Below are 15,822 nucleotides of genomic sequence, written 5' to 3' on the forward strand. Positions count from 1 at the left end.
GCTCCCTGGAACTCGACCGCCACGGTGCCGAGTTGTCCTTCCGGGCCCCACCGAGCGCGAGGAGCGGGAGGGCGTCGCCGCCGGTGATTCGTTCGGCGGCTGGAGCGAGGCCTTCACGGCCCCCGCCACCGGGGCGGCCGCCTGACCTTCGACGGCAACATCATCGGGACCGGCACCGACTTCCACCGCCTCGCCACCACCCGAGCCCGGCAGGAGCAGGCATGGTGCCCCGCGCTAGGTTGATCGCCACGGGTCGAGCTGAGGACAGGCATGGAGAACTGGGACTTTCGCGAGTGGCAGGCAGCGCTCAGCGCCCTTGACGGCCGTGGGGCGGCGCTGGTGGGTCTGGCAGCTGCAACACGGATCTCCGGGTGTCTTGGCGATGAACGCTTCCGCCGACACGGCGACTCGGGATCCGCGATCGTCACCGAGCTGCTCCGGAAGTGCTGGACCGACGCCGCCAACGACGAAGGGGCGTCCCCGGCTGAGCTCCAAGAGCTGGTTGATCGATTGGCTGACTGGTCCCGCGAATACACGGATCTGTCGCTGGCCGAATTGTTCCGTTCCTACGGGACACCGGTCGGCGACGGCGAGGACGAGGACGCTGTTGACCTGGACGACTTCATGGAGCAGGCGGTGCCCGAAGGCGCCGTGATGGCGCATCTCGACGCCCTGAACGCAGTCTCGGAGGCTGTTGTCGCCTGCGCCCGTGGCCCCTGGGACGGCGCCCTGCGCTGTCTGCAGACAGCCGCGGTGGCTGCGGGACAAGGTGATCCGCGGCTTCCCGGCCCAGGTGTCGAGTTGCAGCGGCAACGCGAGGATCTTGAGCTCGTCCGGGCCTCCAGCACCAACGGGTGGGGCCCTGCAGCGGCTGAGCTACGGGCCCGTGCCGAAGCGGATGCGCGCGGATGGCAGCAGGCCACCGAACGACTCGACCTTCTGCACGACTGATCGAGGACGCCGGACCCCCACTCGCGCCGGGCAGGCGGCGACACGACCACGACGTCGGCCGCTCTCGCTTCTCGCCGACATCGAGAGCACCGGGATCACCTCAGCGTTCTCAACACCCGCCGACATGCGCTCTCACATTTCACCTAGGTAGCCAGGCCCAGGGCGGGCCCCGCCTCCCGGGCCTCCTCCAGCCCTCGGTACGGGTCGGTCAGGCACGCGTACAGCAGGTACGTGCCCAGTAGCAGGAAGAACGCGGCCGCCGCCCAGCCCAGCACCCCGGGGAGCCGTCCCGACTCCGGGCGGGCGCGGAAGCCCGCTGCCAGCAGCACCGATCCCGCCGGGAACAGCAGGAACAGTCCGAACGGGGCCCCGAGCACTCCGGCCCCCGCCAGCAGCCAGCCCACCGTCCAGCAGCGGTCCGCGAACCCCTCCTCGGTGCGGGCCCGCCACGGCAGCAGGAGCAGCAGCGACGGCGCCGCCAGCAGGACGGGGAGCAGCACCTCGCCGTCCTCCGCGACCGGCCACAGCAGCCACACCACCGCGCACGGCACCGCCGCCGCGGCCAGCATCCGCGCGTCGCCTCTGTGCACCATCGCGCCCCCAGCCATTTGAACGCGTTCAATATTGCCTGAGGGAGGCCCTGGCAGGGAGTGGCGCGGGTGGGTCGCCAACGGACCGATTGCGTAGGGGGCCTGAACGCGCGCCAGCAGTCGGCGGCGGGCGCGGCGGCGTGAGGGTGCGGTGATGCGGCGCGGCCGGGGGAGGGGCGGGGGTGGCGGGGCGTCAGTGGTCGGCGACGTGCAGGTGCGGGGCGCTGTCCGCCGGCCGGTGCCAGGAGGTGCGGAGCCCGCAGACGGCCAGGGCGGTGCCGACCGCGTGGTGCATGGCCTCCCGGACGGCCGTCGCCACGAGCGGCGTGCCGGGAAGGTGCGGGGAGGGCTGCCAGGTGACGTCGACCACCGCGGTCGCCTGCCCGTCCGCAGCCTCCGCGGCGTCCGCCGTGTCCGCCGCGGGCCCGCAGGGCGCGTACGCGACACCGGCCGTGCGGGGGCCCCGGGCGAGCGGGAGGCCCGCGAGGGCGGCGCCGCGGCGGACGGCGGCGCCGACGGAGGGATCGGCTTCGGCCCCGGCCGCGGCTGTCGCGCCCCCGGCCGGGGAGCCGCCCGCCGCGGCCCTCGCGGGGGCGTCGTGGTCGCCGGGCCCGACCAGGGTCGGACCGTCCGCGGTGGCGCGGGTGGCGTGCAGTCCGAGGGCGGGCAGCAGTTCGGCCAGTGCGGTCTCCATGCTGTCCGCGACCACCTGCCGCGTCCGCGGCCACGGGCTGCGGGCGTCGGACGCCGCGGCCGCGCCCTCCAGCCGGGGGGAGCAGATCCACCGCAGGGTCACCGGCCAGCGGTCGGCGTCGAAACCGCCGGAGTCCCCGGCGCCTTCGGTGGCGAGCAGGTGGACGCCGGGACCGTGGCCGCCGTGCGCGACGGGCAGGCCGACGAGCAGCAGCGCCTCGACGACCCGGTCGGCCAGCAGCGGATCGACCCGCCCCTCCCGCGCGCCGGTAGCCGCCACCCCGTGGACTCCCATCCTGACACCCCTCTCACGCGCGGGGCGCCCCCGCGCGTGAGACTATCCATGAACACGTAAAGTCCGTCAACAGCCCGGCGGCGCCCCGGTCCTGAACGTCCGTCAACCGGCTGCCGGGACGGTCAGGCGACCGGCTCGCCCCCGGCCTGCGGAGCCGGGGCCGGAGCCTGCGCCGGGGCCGGGGCCTGCGCCGGGTACTGCTGGAACGGCGCCTGCCCCGGGTACGGGCCCTGGGCCTGCGGGGGGACCGGCACGGCCGTCTTGTTGCGGTTCGCCAGCGACCGCACGAAGTTGACGATCAGCACGATCGGAACGATGAACGCCTTGAAGAAGATGATGTAGGTGCCGCCCTCGAAGAAGAAGCCGAGGTAGATGCCGTAGCCGAAGAAGGCGACACCGGCGATCACGTTGAAGATCCGCCAGCCGGCGCTGAGCCCGGAGGCCGGGACGAGGCCGATGCAGACCGTCGCCAGGCCGCTGATCAGCAGCAGGACGACGTACCAGGAGAAGGTCGGGTCGAGACTGAAGTCGATGTTCACGGAGCCCCCCATTGGGCATAAGGTGTGTATAAATAGCCAGTTGGCTGGCGTACCGTACCGGAACACCGGACCTCGTGCCACTCCGTTTCACCGCCGCCACCACCGCCACGCTCCCGCGGCGTCCTGGTAGCGTCCCGCCGTGCCCCCTTCCCCCGCCCCGCTGTACGCGGCAGCCGACGTCCACGGCCACCGCGCGGAGTTCCTGGGCGCGCTGCGCGGCGCCGGACTCGCCGACGCGGACGGGCACTGGTCCGGCGGACGGGCCCGGCTGTGGCTGCTCGGCGACTACGTGGACCGCGGACCGGACGGCATCGGCGTCATCGAGGACATCCGCCGCCTCGCCGCCCAGGCCCGCGACGAGGGCGGTGAAGTGGGCGCCCTGCTGGGCAACCACGAGGTGCAACTGCTCGCCGCCCATCGCTTCGGGACCACCCCCGTCCCCGGCTGGGACCAACCCGGCGGCTTCCACGGCGGCTGGTCCCGCTTCGGCGGCCGGGAGACCGACCTGCGGCGGTTGACCCCCTCCCACCTGCAGTGGCTCTCCGCGCTCCCCGCCGCGGCCCTGGTCGACGGCCACCTCCTGGTGCACGCCGACACCACCCAGTACCTCGAACTCGGGACGAGCGTCGCCGCCGTCAACGCCGCCGCCGCCCGTACCCTCGCCGCCGAACACCCCGGAGCCTGGCTGGAGCTCAGCCGACGGATGAGCTCCCGCGGTGCGTTCCGGAACGCCCGGGAGGGCGACCCCCACGACCCCGTCGCCCTCGTCCTGGACACCCTGGGCGGCACCCGCCTCGTCCACGGCCACAGCACGCTCACCAGGCACTTCGGCATCCCTCCGCAGGAAGTCGAGGAACCGCTGCGCTACGCCGACGGCCGGGTCGTCGCCATCGACGGCGGCGTGTACGAGGGCGGCCGGATCCTGCTGGCCCGCCTGTGCTGACCTGCGCCGCCCCCGCCGCCTCCACCGCCCCGCGGCCTGCACCGCCCACCCCGCCGCCTGCGCCGACCGCCCTCGTCGCCCCCCGCTACGGCACCGTCAGCTCCGTCAGGTCGGCCAGCAGTTCCGAGGCCGTCACCGGATCCAGTGCCGCCAGCGTCGCAGCGCCCGCCCCCGCCACCCGGTACTCACCGGGACGCGGCCCCAGCCACACCTCCCGCACCGACTGCTCGGGGTGGACGTCGCGCGTCCCGGCCGCGATCCCGCGCTCCGGCACGACCACCAGGTGCCCGGCCGGGCCGACCCGCCGGGAGAGCCAGCGCGAGACGCCGTTGTCCTGCGGGCTGCCGCGCTCCCAGCCGCGCCGCTCCAGCGCGAGGAACCGCACCGTCGGCACCACCGGGCCGCCCTCGAACCGTGCCAGCCGGTGCCCGGCCCGCTCCTGTTCCGTCAACGCGTGCACCGGACGCTCCAGTTGACGGAACGGCTGCAGCACCCCGTAGTCCGCGAACAGCTCCACCCAGGCCGCCAGCTCCGCCCCCAGCAGCACCGGGTGCGCGACCCGGACCCGCGCCCCCTCCGGCAGGGCGAACGCCCCGTCCGCGACGTCGGCGAACGTGGCGTCCTCCGCGACCCGGAACGCCGTCACCGGCCCCCCGTCCTCCTGCGCGAGCCACACCAGCCGCCGCACCAGGTGCCCGAGCAGCGGATGGGCGACCAGCAGGGCGGTGAACTCCGCCACCGACCACGAGCGCTGCGCCACCATCGCCGCCTCCAACCGGCGGACCTGGTCCGCGGCGGTCGGCCGCACCTCCTTCTTCAGTTCGGCGTACCGCCGCCGCCCGGCCGCCGCCGACTCCGCGTCGTCCCCCGCCCCCGGCACGGGCAGCTCCTTGCGCCGCCGCCCCTCGCCGTCCACCACGAACGGCCGCAACTGCTCGTCGAAACCGACCGTGAACCTCCGCGCGCCGTAGTCGACGACCGCGGTCCCGGCCCCGTCCAGCCCGAAGTCCGGCACCAGCCGGTCGGCCAACTGCTCACCCGTCAGCCCCAGTCCGGACGCCACCTCGGCGATCCGCTCCCCGGCCCGCGCCTTCAGCGCCTTGAACGGGACGCGCTGGGCGATCCGGTGCAGGTGCAGCAGTGCCGTGTCGGTGCCGATCGCCGCCAGCACCTCCAGCCCCTCCACCGCCCGGTGGTGCGCCCCCTCGCCCGGCCAGGCCCGCACCAGCGGCGCCAGGCGGCGCACCGTCGTGTCGTTCCCCAGCAGCCCCAGCGCGTGCAGCGCCCACGCCCCCGACGCGGGCATCCCCACCAGCCGCCACCGCTCGAACAGCGCCCAGGCGAACTCCGCCAGCCCGTCCGCCTCGCACACCCGCACCACCTCGGCGACCCCCGGGTACGCCTCGCCGGGACGCGACAGCGCCAGCACCGTGACCAGGTGCCGCGCCGCCGAGACGGGCAACGCCGCCCCGCCGCCCAGCACCGGCACCTGCGGCAGCGCCAGCGGATCCGCCCAGCCCTCCACCACCGGCAGCTTCGCGGGCAGCGCCTCCACCAGCGGATCCGCGGACAGCAGCAGACCCACCGCCGCCACCGCCTCCGGCCCGTACTCCGCCGCCACCCCGCACACCGCCGCCGCCCCGTGCGCCGCCGCGACCAGCCGCAACCCCTGCTCGGCCGCCCGCCGGGCCGCCCCCGCCCGGCCCACCGCGTCCGGCACCAGCAGCCGCGCCGCCGCCACGCCGTGCCGCTCGAACCACGAACGGGCCGTCGCCCCCGCCGACTTCAACCGCACCAGCCAGTCCGCCGCGCACCGCGCCACCTCGACGTCCAGGTACGGCAGCAGCAGCGAGGACAGCAGCGTCGGCTCACTGCGCGCCGCCCGCAGCAGCACCTCCACCGCGTCCGCCCCGAACCGGGCCGCCACCGGGCGCAGCACCTCCAGGCCGTCCCACCGCAGTCGCTCCGGCGCCCGCCACCCGGCGAGCAGCGGGCGCACCAGCTCCTCGGGGCCGTGCAGCACGAACGCGCACTCCTCGAAGTCGCCCGACTCGCCCCGGCCGAACCGCTCCGCAGCCCGCGCCCAGTCCTCCTCGACGCGGCCGTCGTCGTCGTAGCCGTCCGCCGGGGGAGTCGCCCACTGCTCGCGCTCGCCCGGCAGCCAGTGCACCGTGCAGCCCGCGGGCGCGACCGGCCCCGTCACCACCCGCACCTCGGCCGCGGGGCGCGGCCCCGCCCACGGCGGGTCCGCCAGCACCACCGGCAGGTCCGCGAGCGCGACCTCGGGCAGCCGCCCGCCCCGCTCCACCAGCGGCGCCAGCACCGCGGCCTGCGCGGCCGGGAGGCCCGGCAGCAGCTCCCGCGCGAACTCCCGGTGCGCCGCCACCAACCCGGCCAGCAGCGGGCCGAGCACCCCACCGTCCGGCCCGGGCGCCCCGCCCGCGGCCTCCGCCTCGACCAGCAGCCGCAGCGCCCGCAGCGGGTAGCGGTGCACCGCCTCCAGCAGCGCGGGCCGCGCCACGGCCTCCGCGTGCCGTGCCGCCAGGGCGCGGAAGCCCTCGTCGGACGGCAGCACGGCCACCGCGTCGAACAGCGCCCGCTGCTTGTCCGCCGGCACGTACGGGCGCTCGGCGCTGCGCAGCAGCACCGGCGCGGCCGCCCCGCCCAGCCCCTCGGCCACCGTCGCCACGACGGCCGTCGGCCAGCCCTGCCAGCCCAGCGTCGGCACTTCGTCCAGCCGCGCCAACTGCTCCGCCGAGGAGAGCGAGCACAGCAGCATCGACCAGCCGGTCTCGTTCCACCGCACGCCCGGCCGGCAGCACGCGTCCACCCAGCCCGGCTCGGCGGGCGCCAGGTACGCCGCCGTCACCTCGCGCGCCGGCGAGGTGCGCAGCGGGGCGAGCGCCGCCACGGCCTCCCGGTGCAGCGGCTCGGCGCAGGCCGCCAGCAGCGCCCGGACCCGGTCGGCAGCCGCCCGCCGGTCCGCGCCGTGCTCGGAGCGGCCCATCCGCACCCCCGGGCGGTCGAGGCCCTGCGCCGGGCGGCCCCACGACCAGGAGAAGTCCACGTCCAGCAGTTCGACGACGGCGGCCGCGGCGAACGCCGTCCCGTGCTCGGCCACCCAGGCGTCCGCCGCCACCCGGTGGTCGGTGCTCGGCCCCTCGGCCACCGCGGAGACCACGGCCGCCCCCAGCGGATCCGCCCCGCCCGCCAGGTACGCCCGGGCCGCGGCCACCGCCCGCGGATCGCTCCCCGGACGCGCCAGCACCTCCTCCACCAGCCCCCGCTCCCGCTCCAAGCGGGCCCGCAACTTGTCCACCGCCCCCTTCACGGCCGCCCCCGGCGCCCGGCCCGCCCCACCCCGCCGCGGCACCAGCGCCCGCCGCCACGCCTCCGGCAGGACGAACACCTCCTCGTCCGCCTCGCTGCGCCCCATCGTCCCGCCCTCTCCACCACGCACCGGGCCCGCGACCCCTGCCGCCGGACCACCCGGTGACCTGCGGAGGAACAGTAACCACCGTCCCCGACAGCCCGACACCCCGGCACCCACCCAGCGGCGCCTGCTTCCCGGCCGCTCCGCGCCCTGGGGCGGGGCCCGGGCCCCGGCACGACCACCCCGGCTACGCCGCCCCCGCCCCCAGCGCGGCGAGCACCTGGTGCAGTCGCTCCGCCGTGGCCCGCGGGCGGAAGGCGTAGCCGTTGTGCCCGCCCGGGAAGGTCTCGCAGGGCGTGCCCAGCTCCGCGGCCAGCAGCCGCCCGCACCGGTGCGGCCAGAAGCGGCCGGAGTTCTCGCCGGTGCCGGGCACGATCCGGGTGCCCGAGCCCTTCAGCGCGGCCAGGTCGAGCAGGTGGCTCCGGAGGGACGGGACGTCGTAGCGGAGCAGGAACTCGGCGTTGCGCACCTGCTGGGGGCCCTGCGCCCGCGGCGGGGCGTCCGGTTCGCGGTCGGTCGGGTCGATCCCGACGAACCGCGCGAACCGGCCCAGCGCGGCCTCGACGCCCTCCGTCGTGAACGCCTCCTGCGCTCCGAGGAGGTCCCGTGCGGCGGCGGCCCGTTCGGGTTCCGGCAGGAGCTGGACGGCCGCCGGCTCGTGCGCGACGACCGCGGCGGCCCGCCCGGGGTGGCGGACGGCGAACTCCAGCGCGATCGCCGCCCCGAGGCTGCTGCCGAAGACGAGGGCGGGCTCCGGCGAGAGGGAGGACAGCAGCCGGGCCAGGTCGTCCGCGTGCACCGCCACCGTCGTCCGTCCCGGTTCGTCGACCGGGCTGCCGGACAGGCCGCGGCGGTCGTAGGTGACGACGGTGTACCGGTCGGCGAGGCGGGCGGCCAGGGCGTCGGTCACCCCGGCGTCCCCGTGCCCGCCGGCGACCAGCGCCAGCACCGGCCCCCTCCCCGTTCCGCGGACGAAGTGGCGCAGCCGCGCACCGGGCACCTCCAGCACGGACTCCCGTACGGGCTCATTCATCGGACGCTCCCTCCAGCTCCCGGCCGCCGGCTCCCCGGCGACCCGTTCCGACTATGGCCGCACCGCCGCCGCCCGTGGAGCGGAGAGCCTGCCCTAGGAGCGCCGCTCCCAGTCAGCCCCGCCCGCCCCTCGGCGCCCGTCCGCCCCTCAGTCCTCCTCGCCGCCGGCGCTGTCGGCGTCCACGTCCACCGCGGCCCGGATCCGGCCGAGCAGGGTGCGCAGTTGCTCGCGCTCGGTGTCGCTCAGCGTGCCGGTGGCGACGGCCAGGGCGGCCCGGTCGTACTCCTCGGCCTCGCGGTGGCAGCGGGCGCCCTCCGCGGTGAGGGTCAGCAGGAACGCGCGCCGGTCGGTGGGGTGCCGGACGCGTTCGACCAGGCCGTCGCGTTCCAGGCTGTCGACGATCGTGGTGGTCGTCCGGGCGGCGTTGCCGACGTACTCGGCGAGGTCGCGCATGCGCAGCGGTTCGCCCGCGAGGGCGAGGACGCGCAGGGTCCGCAGCCGGGCGACCGAGGCGCCGTGCTCGCGCAGTCTGCCGTCCACGAAGGTGCGCAGTCTCTGCGTGGTGGCGAAGAGTTCGTCGATCAGGACGTCGCTGCTGCCGAACCGCTGCCGTGCCGTCGGTTCCTCTGCCATGCCGTGCCTTCCCCATCCTCTTCGGAAGCCCTTCGGTGTCCTCCGCGGACCCGCAGGCTTTCTGAGCATCATCATAGTGAGTATGCTCAGCTTCTATGAGCACCCGCTTGAGCCAGCGCCGTGTCGTGCCCATCATGGCTGTCCTGACCACCTTCATCTGCATCGTCGACGGCGCGATCACCACCGTCGCGCTTCCCAGCATCGCCCGGCAGTTCGACCTCACCCCGGCGGCCCTCACCGGCGTCGTCGTGGTCTACCCGGTCTGCCTGGGCATGGTGATCCCCGCCTCCGCCTGGCTGGTGGAGCGTCACGGCGGGCGGCGCACGCTGCTGCTGTCGCTGGCCGCCTTCACGGCCGCCGGGGGCCTGTGCGGCGCGGCCCCGAACCTTCCCCTCCTGATCGCCGCGCGCGCCCTGCAGGGTCTGGCCGCCGGTCTGCTCATGCCCACCTCGCAGACCCTGCTGTTCCGCACCTTCACCCAGGCCGAGCAGGTCCGGCTCTCCCGCCTGATGATCATCCCGCAGCAGGTGGCCCCGGCCGTCGCCCCGCTGCTGGGCGGTCTGCTGGTCACCAGCCTGTCCTGGCGCTGGGTGTTCTACGTGAACGTGCCCTTCGGCACCGCGGCGGTGCTGTTCGGGACGCTGTTCCTCGCCGAGCACCACGAGCGCACCGCCGCGCGCCTGGACCTGCCCGGCCTGCTGCTGTGCGCCGCCGCGACCGCGACCTTGATGTACGGCATCTGCGCGGGGCCCGACCTCGGCTGGGAGCGTCCGCAGGTGGTCGGCTCCCTGGTGGTCGGCGCGGTCCTGCTCGCCGTCGCCGTCCGCCACCAACTCCGTTCGCCCGAGCCGGTGCTGAGGCTGCGGCTGTTCCGCGACCGGCTGTTCCGGGACACCAACCTGATCGGCCTGGTCGGCTACGTGCCGATGCTGGGCGCGATGTTCCTGGGGCCGATCTTCATCCAGGAGGCCCGCGGCGGTTCGGCCCTGGACAGCGGCAGCACCACGTTCACGGAGGCGTTCGGCGTCCTGATCACCATGCAGGTGGTCAGCGCGGTCTACCACCGCGTCGGCCCGCGGCTGATCATCGGCACCGGCCTGCTCGGCGTCGCGGGGGTGATGCTGCTGTTCGCCACCGCCGACGCGGGCACCGGCCTGTGGACCCTGCGCGGCTACATGTTCCTGCTCGGCCTGGCGATGGGCGCGGTCTTCATCCCCACCACCATCGCCTCGTTCAGCACCATCGCCCGCGCCGACGTCGCCCACGCCGCCACCTTGAACACAGTCGTGCGCCAGACCGGCAGCGCGCTGGCCCCGGCCGTGGTGACCTCCGTCCTGGTCCTGGGCGCCACCGGTGCCGAGCGGGCCCACCCGCCGCTGGCCTCCTACCAGCTCAGCTACTTCGTGCTGGCCGCGGTCGCCGTCGCCGCCGGCCTGTTCGCCTTCACCGTCCCCGACGGTCCGGCCCGCAGTACGGCCCCGGCCCCCGCGGGCCGGGACGCCGGTCGGGCCCGTTCCGGGCAGAAGGTGGGCTGAGCGCCGCGGGCGGGTGGTTCCGGTCCCGGGGCGGTGCTGCGTAGAGTGGCCGCCCACCCGCCGGCAAAGGACGTGACGTGCCCGAACGCCCCCGCATCCTGTTCGTCACCGACCTCGCGTACCCGGCGCGCGGTCGCCGCTACTGCGACGAGGACATCTTCCTCACCTCGCGCCTGCGCGAGCACTTCGACCTGGCCCTGTGCCACCCGCGGGACGCGGCCGCCCTGATGGACGGCTTCGAGGCGGTCGTGGTCCGCAACAGCGGGCCCGTCCTGCACCACCGCGAGCAGTACGACGCCTTCCGCCGCCGGGCCGCCGAGCGCGGCACCCCGGTCTACAACCCGCTCACCGGCCGCGGCGACATGGCGGGGAAGGGCTACCTGCCCGCCCTGACGGCCGCGGGCTTCCCGGTCATCCCCACCGTCGACCACCGGGCCGACCCCGCCCTGCTGCCGCCCGCGGACCGCTACGTCGTCAAGCCGAAGGACGGTGCGGACTCGATCGGCCTGCGGGTGGTGGAGCGTGCGGACCTGCCCGGCCTCGTCCGGGAGGGACTGCTCGTGCAGCCCCTGGTCGACTTCCGCTACGAGGTCTCCTTCTACTTCGTCGACGACGCCTTCCAGTACGCCCTGCACGCCCCCGACCCCGCCCGCCGCTGGGAGTTGGCGCCCTACCGGCCGACCCCGGCCGACCTGGCCTTCGCCCGCCGCTTCGTCGAGTGGAACACCCTCGCCCACGGCATCCAGCGCGTCGACGCCTGCCGCACCGCGGAGGGGGAACTGCTGCTGGTCGAACTCGAGGACCTCAACCCCTACCTCTCGCTGGACGCCGTCACCCCCCGGCAGCGCGAGGACTTCGTCGCCGCCACCACGGCCTCCCTGCACCGCTTCCTGGCCGCGGATACGAGCCCTGCACAGCCGCCTGCATAGGTACACTAGGCGCCTGCTTGGTGGATCAAGGCACGGGACGAGGATCAGGGGATCAATGGGCGCGCACGCTGGTTTGACGGTCGACCGAATCACCCATGCCGCGGCCGAACTGGCGGACGAGGTCGGGATCGAGAAGGTCTCGATCTCCGCGCTGGCGAGGTCGTTCGGGGTGAAGGACGCCAGCTTCTACTCCCACGTCAAGGGGCTGCAGGAGATCCGGACCAGGGTCGCGGTCCTGGCCTCCGGCGAGATGAACGAGTGCATCAGCAGCGCGATCGCCGGGCGCTCCGGCGGCGAGGCGCTGATGGCGTTCGCCGGTGCCTACCGCAGCTACGCGCTGCGCCACCCGGGCCGCTACGCGGCGACGCAACTGCGCCTGGACCCCTCCGAGTTCGCGGGGACCGAGGTGTTCAAGCGGAGCGTGGAGCTGACGTACGCGGTGATGCGCCACTACGAGCTGGAGGAGCCGGACCTCACGGACGCGGTGCGGCTGCTGCGCAGCACCTTCCACGGGTTCATCTGCATCGAGGCGACCGGCGGGTTCAACCACCCGCGCGGGGTGGAGGGGTCCTGGAACCGGATCGTCGGGGGCCTGCACCAACTGCTGGAGCAGTGGCCGCGGGCGCAGGCCGCCGAACGGCAGTGACCGCCCGGTCGGCCGGCCCCGCCCCGCAGCCGGCCGGCGCGGCCCCGACGCCCGTCTCGTAGGCGAGGATCACGGCGTCGACCCGGTTGCGCAGGGCGAGCTTGTGGCAGATCCGGTTGAAGTGCGACTTCACCGTGCCCTCGGTCAGGGCCAGGGTGCGGGAGATCTGCCGGTTGGTCAGCCCCTGGGCGATGAGGCCGAGGCCCTACGCCTGAGCGCCCTGGTCGGCGGCCCGCTGGCGGGCGAGAGCCCGTGGGTCCTGCCCGGCGGCAGCTCCCTGCACTACCAGGGAACCGTCCGGATGGGCGCCGCCGACGACGGCACCAGCGTCTGCGACCCCGCCTGCCGGGTCTGGGGCCTGGAGAACCTCTACCTGGCCGGCGGCGGCGTCATCCCGACCCGCACCGCCTGCAACCCCACCCTCACCAGCCTCGCCCTGGCGGTGATCGGCGCCCGCGACCTCGCGCGCCGACTGCGCGACACCACCCCGCCCCCGGCCGCCGCGCCGGGGGCGCCCGAAGGGAGGGCCGCGTGATCCACACACAGCTCGGCCGCACCGGACTGCGCATCAGCCGACTCGTCCTCGGCACCGTCAACTTCGGCGGCAGGGTGGAGGAACCGGAGGCGCACCGCCTGATGGACCACGCCCTCGCCCTGGGCGTCAACACCGTCGACACCGCCAACACCTACGGCTGGCGCGTCCACAAGGGCCACACCGAGGAGGTCATCGGCCGCTGGCTCGCCCAGAGGCCCGGCCGCCGCGACCAGGTGGTGCTCGCCACCAAGGTCGGCGACCCGATGGGCGACGGCCCCAACGACCAGGGCCTGTCCGCCCGCAACATCGTCGCCTCCTGCGAGGCTTCGCTGCGCCGGCTGGGCACCGACCACATCGACCTCTACCAGATGCACCACGTCGACCGGAGCGTCGGCTGGGACGAGGTGTGGCAGGCGATGGACCTGCTCGTCGGCCAGGGCAAGGTGCGCTACGTCGGCTCCTCGAACTTCGCCGGCTGGGACATCGCCTCGGCCCAGGAAGCCGCCCGGCGGCGCCACACCCTGGGCCTGGTGTCCGAGCAGTGCGTCTACAACCTGGTCACCCGCCACGCCGAACTCGAGGTCATCCCGGCCGCCGTCGCCAACGGGCTCGGCGTCCTGGTCTGGTCCCCGCTGCACGGCGGCCTGCTCAGCGGGGTCCTGCGCAAGACGCGCGAGCACGACGCCGTCAAGTCGGCCCAGGGCCGGGCCGCCGAAGCCCTGGCCCGGCACCGCGACACCGTCGAGGCGTACGAGAAGCTGTGCGCCGAGCACGGCACCGACCCCGCCCAGGCCGGGCTGGCCTGGACGCTGGAGCGGCCCGGCGTGAGCGCCGCGGTCATCGGCCCGCGCACCGAGCAGCACCTCGACGGCGCGCTCGCCGCCCTCACCACCCCGCTGCCCGAGCCCCTGCGGGCCGGGATGGAACGCCTGTTCCCCCCGATCGGACGGGGCGGCCAGGCCCCCGACGCCTGGCTCTCCTGAACCCCGCACCCCCGTCACCCACCCGCGTCACCCACCCGCCGGACCGCCCGGTCCGGCCCACCCGGAAGGACACCGTCCCATGACGGCCGAGAACTTCACCGACCCGCTGATCGTCCCGCACGAGTCCGCCCAGGACCGCGAGGCCCGCGAGCGCCTGACCAAGCTGCTCGTCGAGACGCCGATCCCCCCGCACTACCTGATCGACAACCTCGCCGTCTACATGCGCCGCCACCAGCTGGCCGACCTGCTCTCGATGGACCGGCTGTACCGCATGCTCGACCAGGTCCCCGGCACCATCATGGAGTTCGGCGTCCTGCACGGCCGTCACCTGGCCACCCTGACCGCGCTGCGCAGCATCTACGAGCCCTACAACTCGCTGCGCCGGATCGTCGGCTTCGACACCTTCACCGGCTTCCCCGAGGACATCGACCCGGTCGACAAGGTCAGCACCAGCGCCGTGCCCGGCCGCTTCGCGGTGCCCGACGGCGAGGTGCAGCACCTGCGCGAGGTGCTCGCCGCCCACGAGGCCACCGAGCCCTTCGGCCACACCCGGCGCTCCTTCGTCGTCCAGGGCGACGTCCGCGAGACGGTGCCGCAGTACCTGGCCGACAACCCCGAGACGATCATCGCCATGGCCTACTTCGACCTGGACCTGTACCAGCCGACCAAGGAGCTCCTGGAGGCCATCAAGCCGCACCTGACCAAGGGCAGCATCCTGGCCTTCGACGAACTGGCCCACCCCAAGTGGCCCGGCGAGACCACCGCCCTGCGCGAGGTCTTCGGCCTGGACGCCGCGCCGCTGCGGCAGCTGCCCGGCCGGGAGCCGCCGGTCATCTACCTGCAGTGGGGCATGTGACGGCAGCCCGGCGCGGGGGACCCCGGCCCCGCCGGGCCCCCGCCCCGGCCCGCACCCCGGCGACCGCACCAGGAGGAGGCACCCAGTGACACCGGAACAGACCCGGACGGCCGCGGTGGCGGACCCACCGGCCGGACGGCGGACGGCGGGAGCACCGGCGCACCGGCTGCTCGTGCCCGGAACGGCGGCCGGGGCCGCCGACCCGCTGCTGGTGGGCCACAAGTTCGCCCGGCAGGCGCGGCTGTCCGCGCTCGGCCACCGGGTGCCGGACTTCGTGTGCCTGTCGGTCGGGGCGTTCGACGCGGTCCGGGCAGCCACGGGCGTCAGGTCCCCCGCCGTGCGGGACTCGGGCGAACTGGCGGCCTGGGCGGCCCGGGCCCGCGCCGAGGTGCACGGCGCGGGGGTCCCGGCCGACCTGGCCGAAGCCCTGCTGGACGCCTTCGACCGGTTGTCCGACGACGGCGCGGCCGTGGCGGTGCGCTCCTGCGCGGTGCCCGCCCGCGTCCGCGGCACCGGCGCCGCGGACGCGGCCGCCTCCCCGTGCTTCCTGGCGGTCGGGCGCGAGGAGCTGGTGGACCGGGTCTCCCGCTGCTGGGCCGCCGCCTTCAGCACCGAACGGGTGCTCGACCGCCTCGTCCGGGGCGAGGACCCGGCGGCCACCCGGATGGCGGTGGGACTGCAGCGCGTGGTCCGGGCCGAGTGCTCCTTCACGGCCGTCGGCCGCGTCCCCCACCGGGCCCCGGGCACCGCCGACCTGTCCCACCTGGCGGCGGCCTACGGACTGGGCCGGGGCCCGGGGCGGGGCGACGCCGACCACTTCTCGGTGGACGCCGCCTCCGGCGTGGTCGAACTGCGCACGGTGCGCAAGACCCGGCAGACGGTGCTCGCCCCCACCGGCGGGACCGTTGTCGTCGAGGTCCCCGAGGCGGCGGCGCACCGGGCGGTGCTCGACCTCGCCACCGTACGGCGGGTCGCCGCACTGGCCCGCGGGCTGGAGGAGCACTTCGGCGCGCCCCAGGAGGTCGCGGGCGCCGTCACCGCGGACGGCGGGATCCACCTGCTCGGAACCCGCCCGGCCACCACCGCCCGCCCCGGCCGCCGCCACTGAGCCCCCCGCGCCTGCGGGCCCGGGCCCGGCACGGGAGGGTCGGCGGGCCGCCGCACGGTGCGGAACAGGCCGGGGTGGGCGGCGGCGTAGCGGGCGAGCTCCTCGGTGCTGCCGTCGGTG

The 15,822-nt window shown here is 75.4% G+C and carries 16 protein-coding genes; 9 read left to right on the top strand and 7 right to left on the bottom strand.

Annotated elements, in window-relative coordinates; all coding sequences use genetic code 11:
- Positions 1–270 precede the first annotated feature (270 nt).
- On the top strand, positions 271–951 hold the full coding sequence (locus QSK52_RS35650) for a hypothetical protein (protein WP_285740413.1): 681 nt from the start codon (positions 271–273) through the stop codon (positions 949–951).
- A gap of 143 nt (positions 952–1,094) precedes the next feature.
- Here the strand turns inward: QSK52_RS35650 and QSK52_RS35655 are convergent, their stop codons facing one another.
- The 3 genes from QSK52_RS35655 to QSK52_RS35665 form a co-directional block, all read right to left on the bottom strand.
- The gene (locus tag QSK52_RS35655; RefSeq protein WP_285740414.1) at positions 1,095–1,544 is read right to left on the bottom strand and encodes a hypothetical protein; all 450 of its coding nucleotides are present in this window, start codon (positions 1,542–1,544) and stop codon (positions 1,095–1,097) included.
- Positions 1,545–1,734: 190 nt separating this feature from the next.
- Complete coding sequence (locus tag QSK52_RS35660; RefSeq protein ID WP_285740415.1) at positions 1,735–2,529, bottom strand: hypothetical protein; 795 nt, start codon at positions 2,527–2,529, stop codon at positions 1,735–1,737.
- A gap of 122 nt (positions 2,530–2,651) precedes the next feature.
- Positions 2,652–3,080 carry a hypothetical protein gene (locus QSK52_RS35665; RefSeq protein WP_285740416.1) on the bottom strand — a complete coding sequence of 143 codons (429 nt, stop codon included), beginning with the start codon at positions 3,078–3,080 and terminating at the stop codon, positions 2,652–2,654.
- Positions 3,081–3,207: 127 nt separating this feature from the next.
- On the opposite strand from QSK52_RS35665, the gene QSK52_RS35670 reads away from it, so the two are divergent.
- A complete protein-coding gene (locus tag QSK52_RS35670; protein ID WP_285740417.1) occupies positions 3,208–4,011 on the top strand; it encodes a metallophosphoesterase in 804 nt (267 codons plus the stop codon).
- 85 nt (positions 4,012–4,096) lie between these two features.
- On the opposite strand, the gene QSK52_RS35675 is transcribed toward QSK52_RS35670, so the two are convergent.
- The 3 genes from QSK52_RS35675 to QSK52_RS35685 all read right to left on the bottom strand — a co-directional run bounded on the left by QSK52_RS35675 (position 4,097) and on the right by QSK52_RS35685 (position 9,110).
- Positions 4,097–7,447: a DUF4132 domain-containing protein gene (locus tag QSK52_RS35675; protein WP_285740418.1), complete on the bottom strand. Its 3,351-nt coding sequence runs from the start codon at positions 7,445–7,447 to the stop codon at positions 4,097–4,099.
- A gap of 184 nt (positions 7,448–7,631) precedes the next feature.
- Positions 7,632–8,477, bottom strand: coding sequence for an alpha/beta fold hydrolase (locus QSK52_RS35680; protein ID WP_285740419.1), 846 nt, complete (start codon positions 8,475–8,477; stop codon positions 7,632–7,634).
- Positions 8,478–8,624: 147 nt separating this feature from the next.
- Positions 8,625–9,110 carry a MarR family winged helix-turn-helix transcriptional regulator gene (locus tag QSK52_RS35685; RefSeq protein WP_285740420.1) on the bottom strand — a complete coding sequence of 162 codons (486 nt, stop codon included), beginning with the start codon at positions 9,108–9,110 and terminating at the stop codon, positions 8,625–8,627.
- Between the two features lie 134 nt (positions 9,111–9,244).
- Between QSK52_RS35685 and QSK52_RS35690 the strand changes: the two genes are divergently transcribed.
- From QSK52_RS35690 to QSK52_RS35700, 3 genes are all read left to right on the top strand, one after another.
- Positions 9,245–10,645 (top strand): DHA2 family efflux MFS transporter permease subunit, encoded by a 1,401-nt coding sequence (locus tag QSK52_RS35690; protein WP_285740421.1) that lies wholly within the window; start codon positions 9,245–9,247, stop codon positions 10,643–10,645.
- A gap of 77 nt (positions 10,646–10,722) precedes the next feature.
- Positions 10,723–11,574, top strand: coding sequence for a hypothetical protein (locus tag QSK52_RS35695; RefSeq protein ID WP_285740422.1), 852 nt, complete (start codon positions 10,723–10,725; stop codon positions 11,572–11,574).
- 55 nt (positions 11,575–11,629) lie between these two features.
- On the top strand, positions 11,630–12,220 hold the full coding sequence (locus QSK52_RS35700) for a TetR/AcrR family transcriptional regulator (RefSeq protein WP_285740423.1): 591 nt from the start codon (positions 11,630–11,632) through the stop codon (positions 12,218–12,220).
- Here QSK52_RS35700 and QSK52_RS35705 read toward each other — a convergent pair.
- A complete protein-coding gene (locus tag QSK52_RS35705) occupies positions 12,117–12,413 on the bottom strand; it encodes a response regulator transcription factor (RefSeq protein WP_352230351.1) in 297 nt (98 codons plus the stop codon). The two genes, QSK52_RS35700 and QSK52_RS35705, sit on opposite strands and share 104 nt — an antisense overlap.
- Between QSK52_RS35705 and QSK52_RS35710 the strand changes: the two genes are divergently transcribed.
- The 4 genes from QSK52_RS35710 to QSK52_RS35725 all read left to right on the top strand — a co-directional run bounded on the left by QSK52_RS35710 (position 12,342) and on the right by QSK52_RS35725 (position 15,702).
- Complete coding sequence (locus tag QSK52_RS35710; protein ID WP_435053450.1) at positions 12,342–12,755, top strand: GMC family oxidoreductase; 414 nt, start codon at positions 12,342–12,344, stop codon at positions 12,753–12,755. The two genes, QSK52_RS35705 and QSK52_RS35710, sit on opposite strands and share 72 nt — an antisense overlap.
- Positions 12,752–13,738: an aldo/keto reductase gene (locus tag QSK52_RS35715; protein ID WP_285740424.1), complete on the top strand. Its 987-nt coding sequence runs from the start codon at positions 12,752–12,754 to the stop codon at positions 13,736–13,738. Before QSK52_RS35710 ends, QSK52_RS35715 begins: the two co-directional genes overlap by 4 nt.
- A gap of 79 nt (positions 13,739–13,817) precedes the next feature.
- The gene (locus QSK52_RS35720) at positions 13,818–14,594 is read left to right on the top strand and encodes a class I SAM-dependent methyltransferase (protein ID WP_285740425.1); all 777 of its coding nucleotides are present in this window, start codon (positions 13,818–13,820) and stop codon (positions 14,592–14,594) included.
- An 85-nt stretch (positions 14,595–14,679) separates the two neighbouring features.
- Entirely contained in the window at positions 14,680–15,702 is a 1,023-nt protein-coding gene (locus QSK52_RS35725; RefSeq protein WP_285740426.1) for a PEP/pyruvate-binding domain-containing protein, read from the top strand.
- Positions 15,703–15,822: the final 120 nt, after the last annotated feature.

The organism is Kitasatospora phosalacinea (assembly GCF_030268885.1).
Lineage (GTDB): Bacteria > Actinomycetota > Actinomycetes > Streptomycetales > Streptomycetaceae > Kitasatospora > Kitasatospora phosalacinea_C.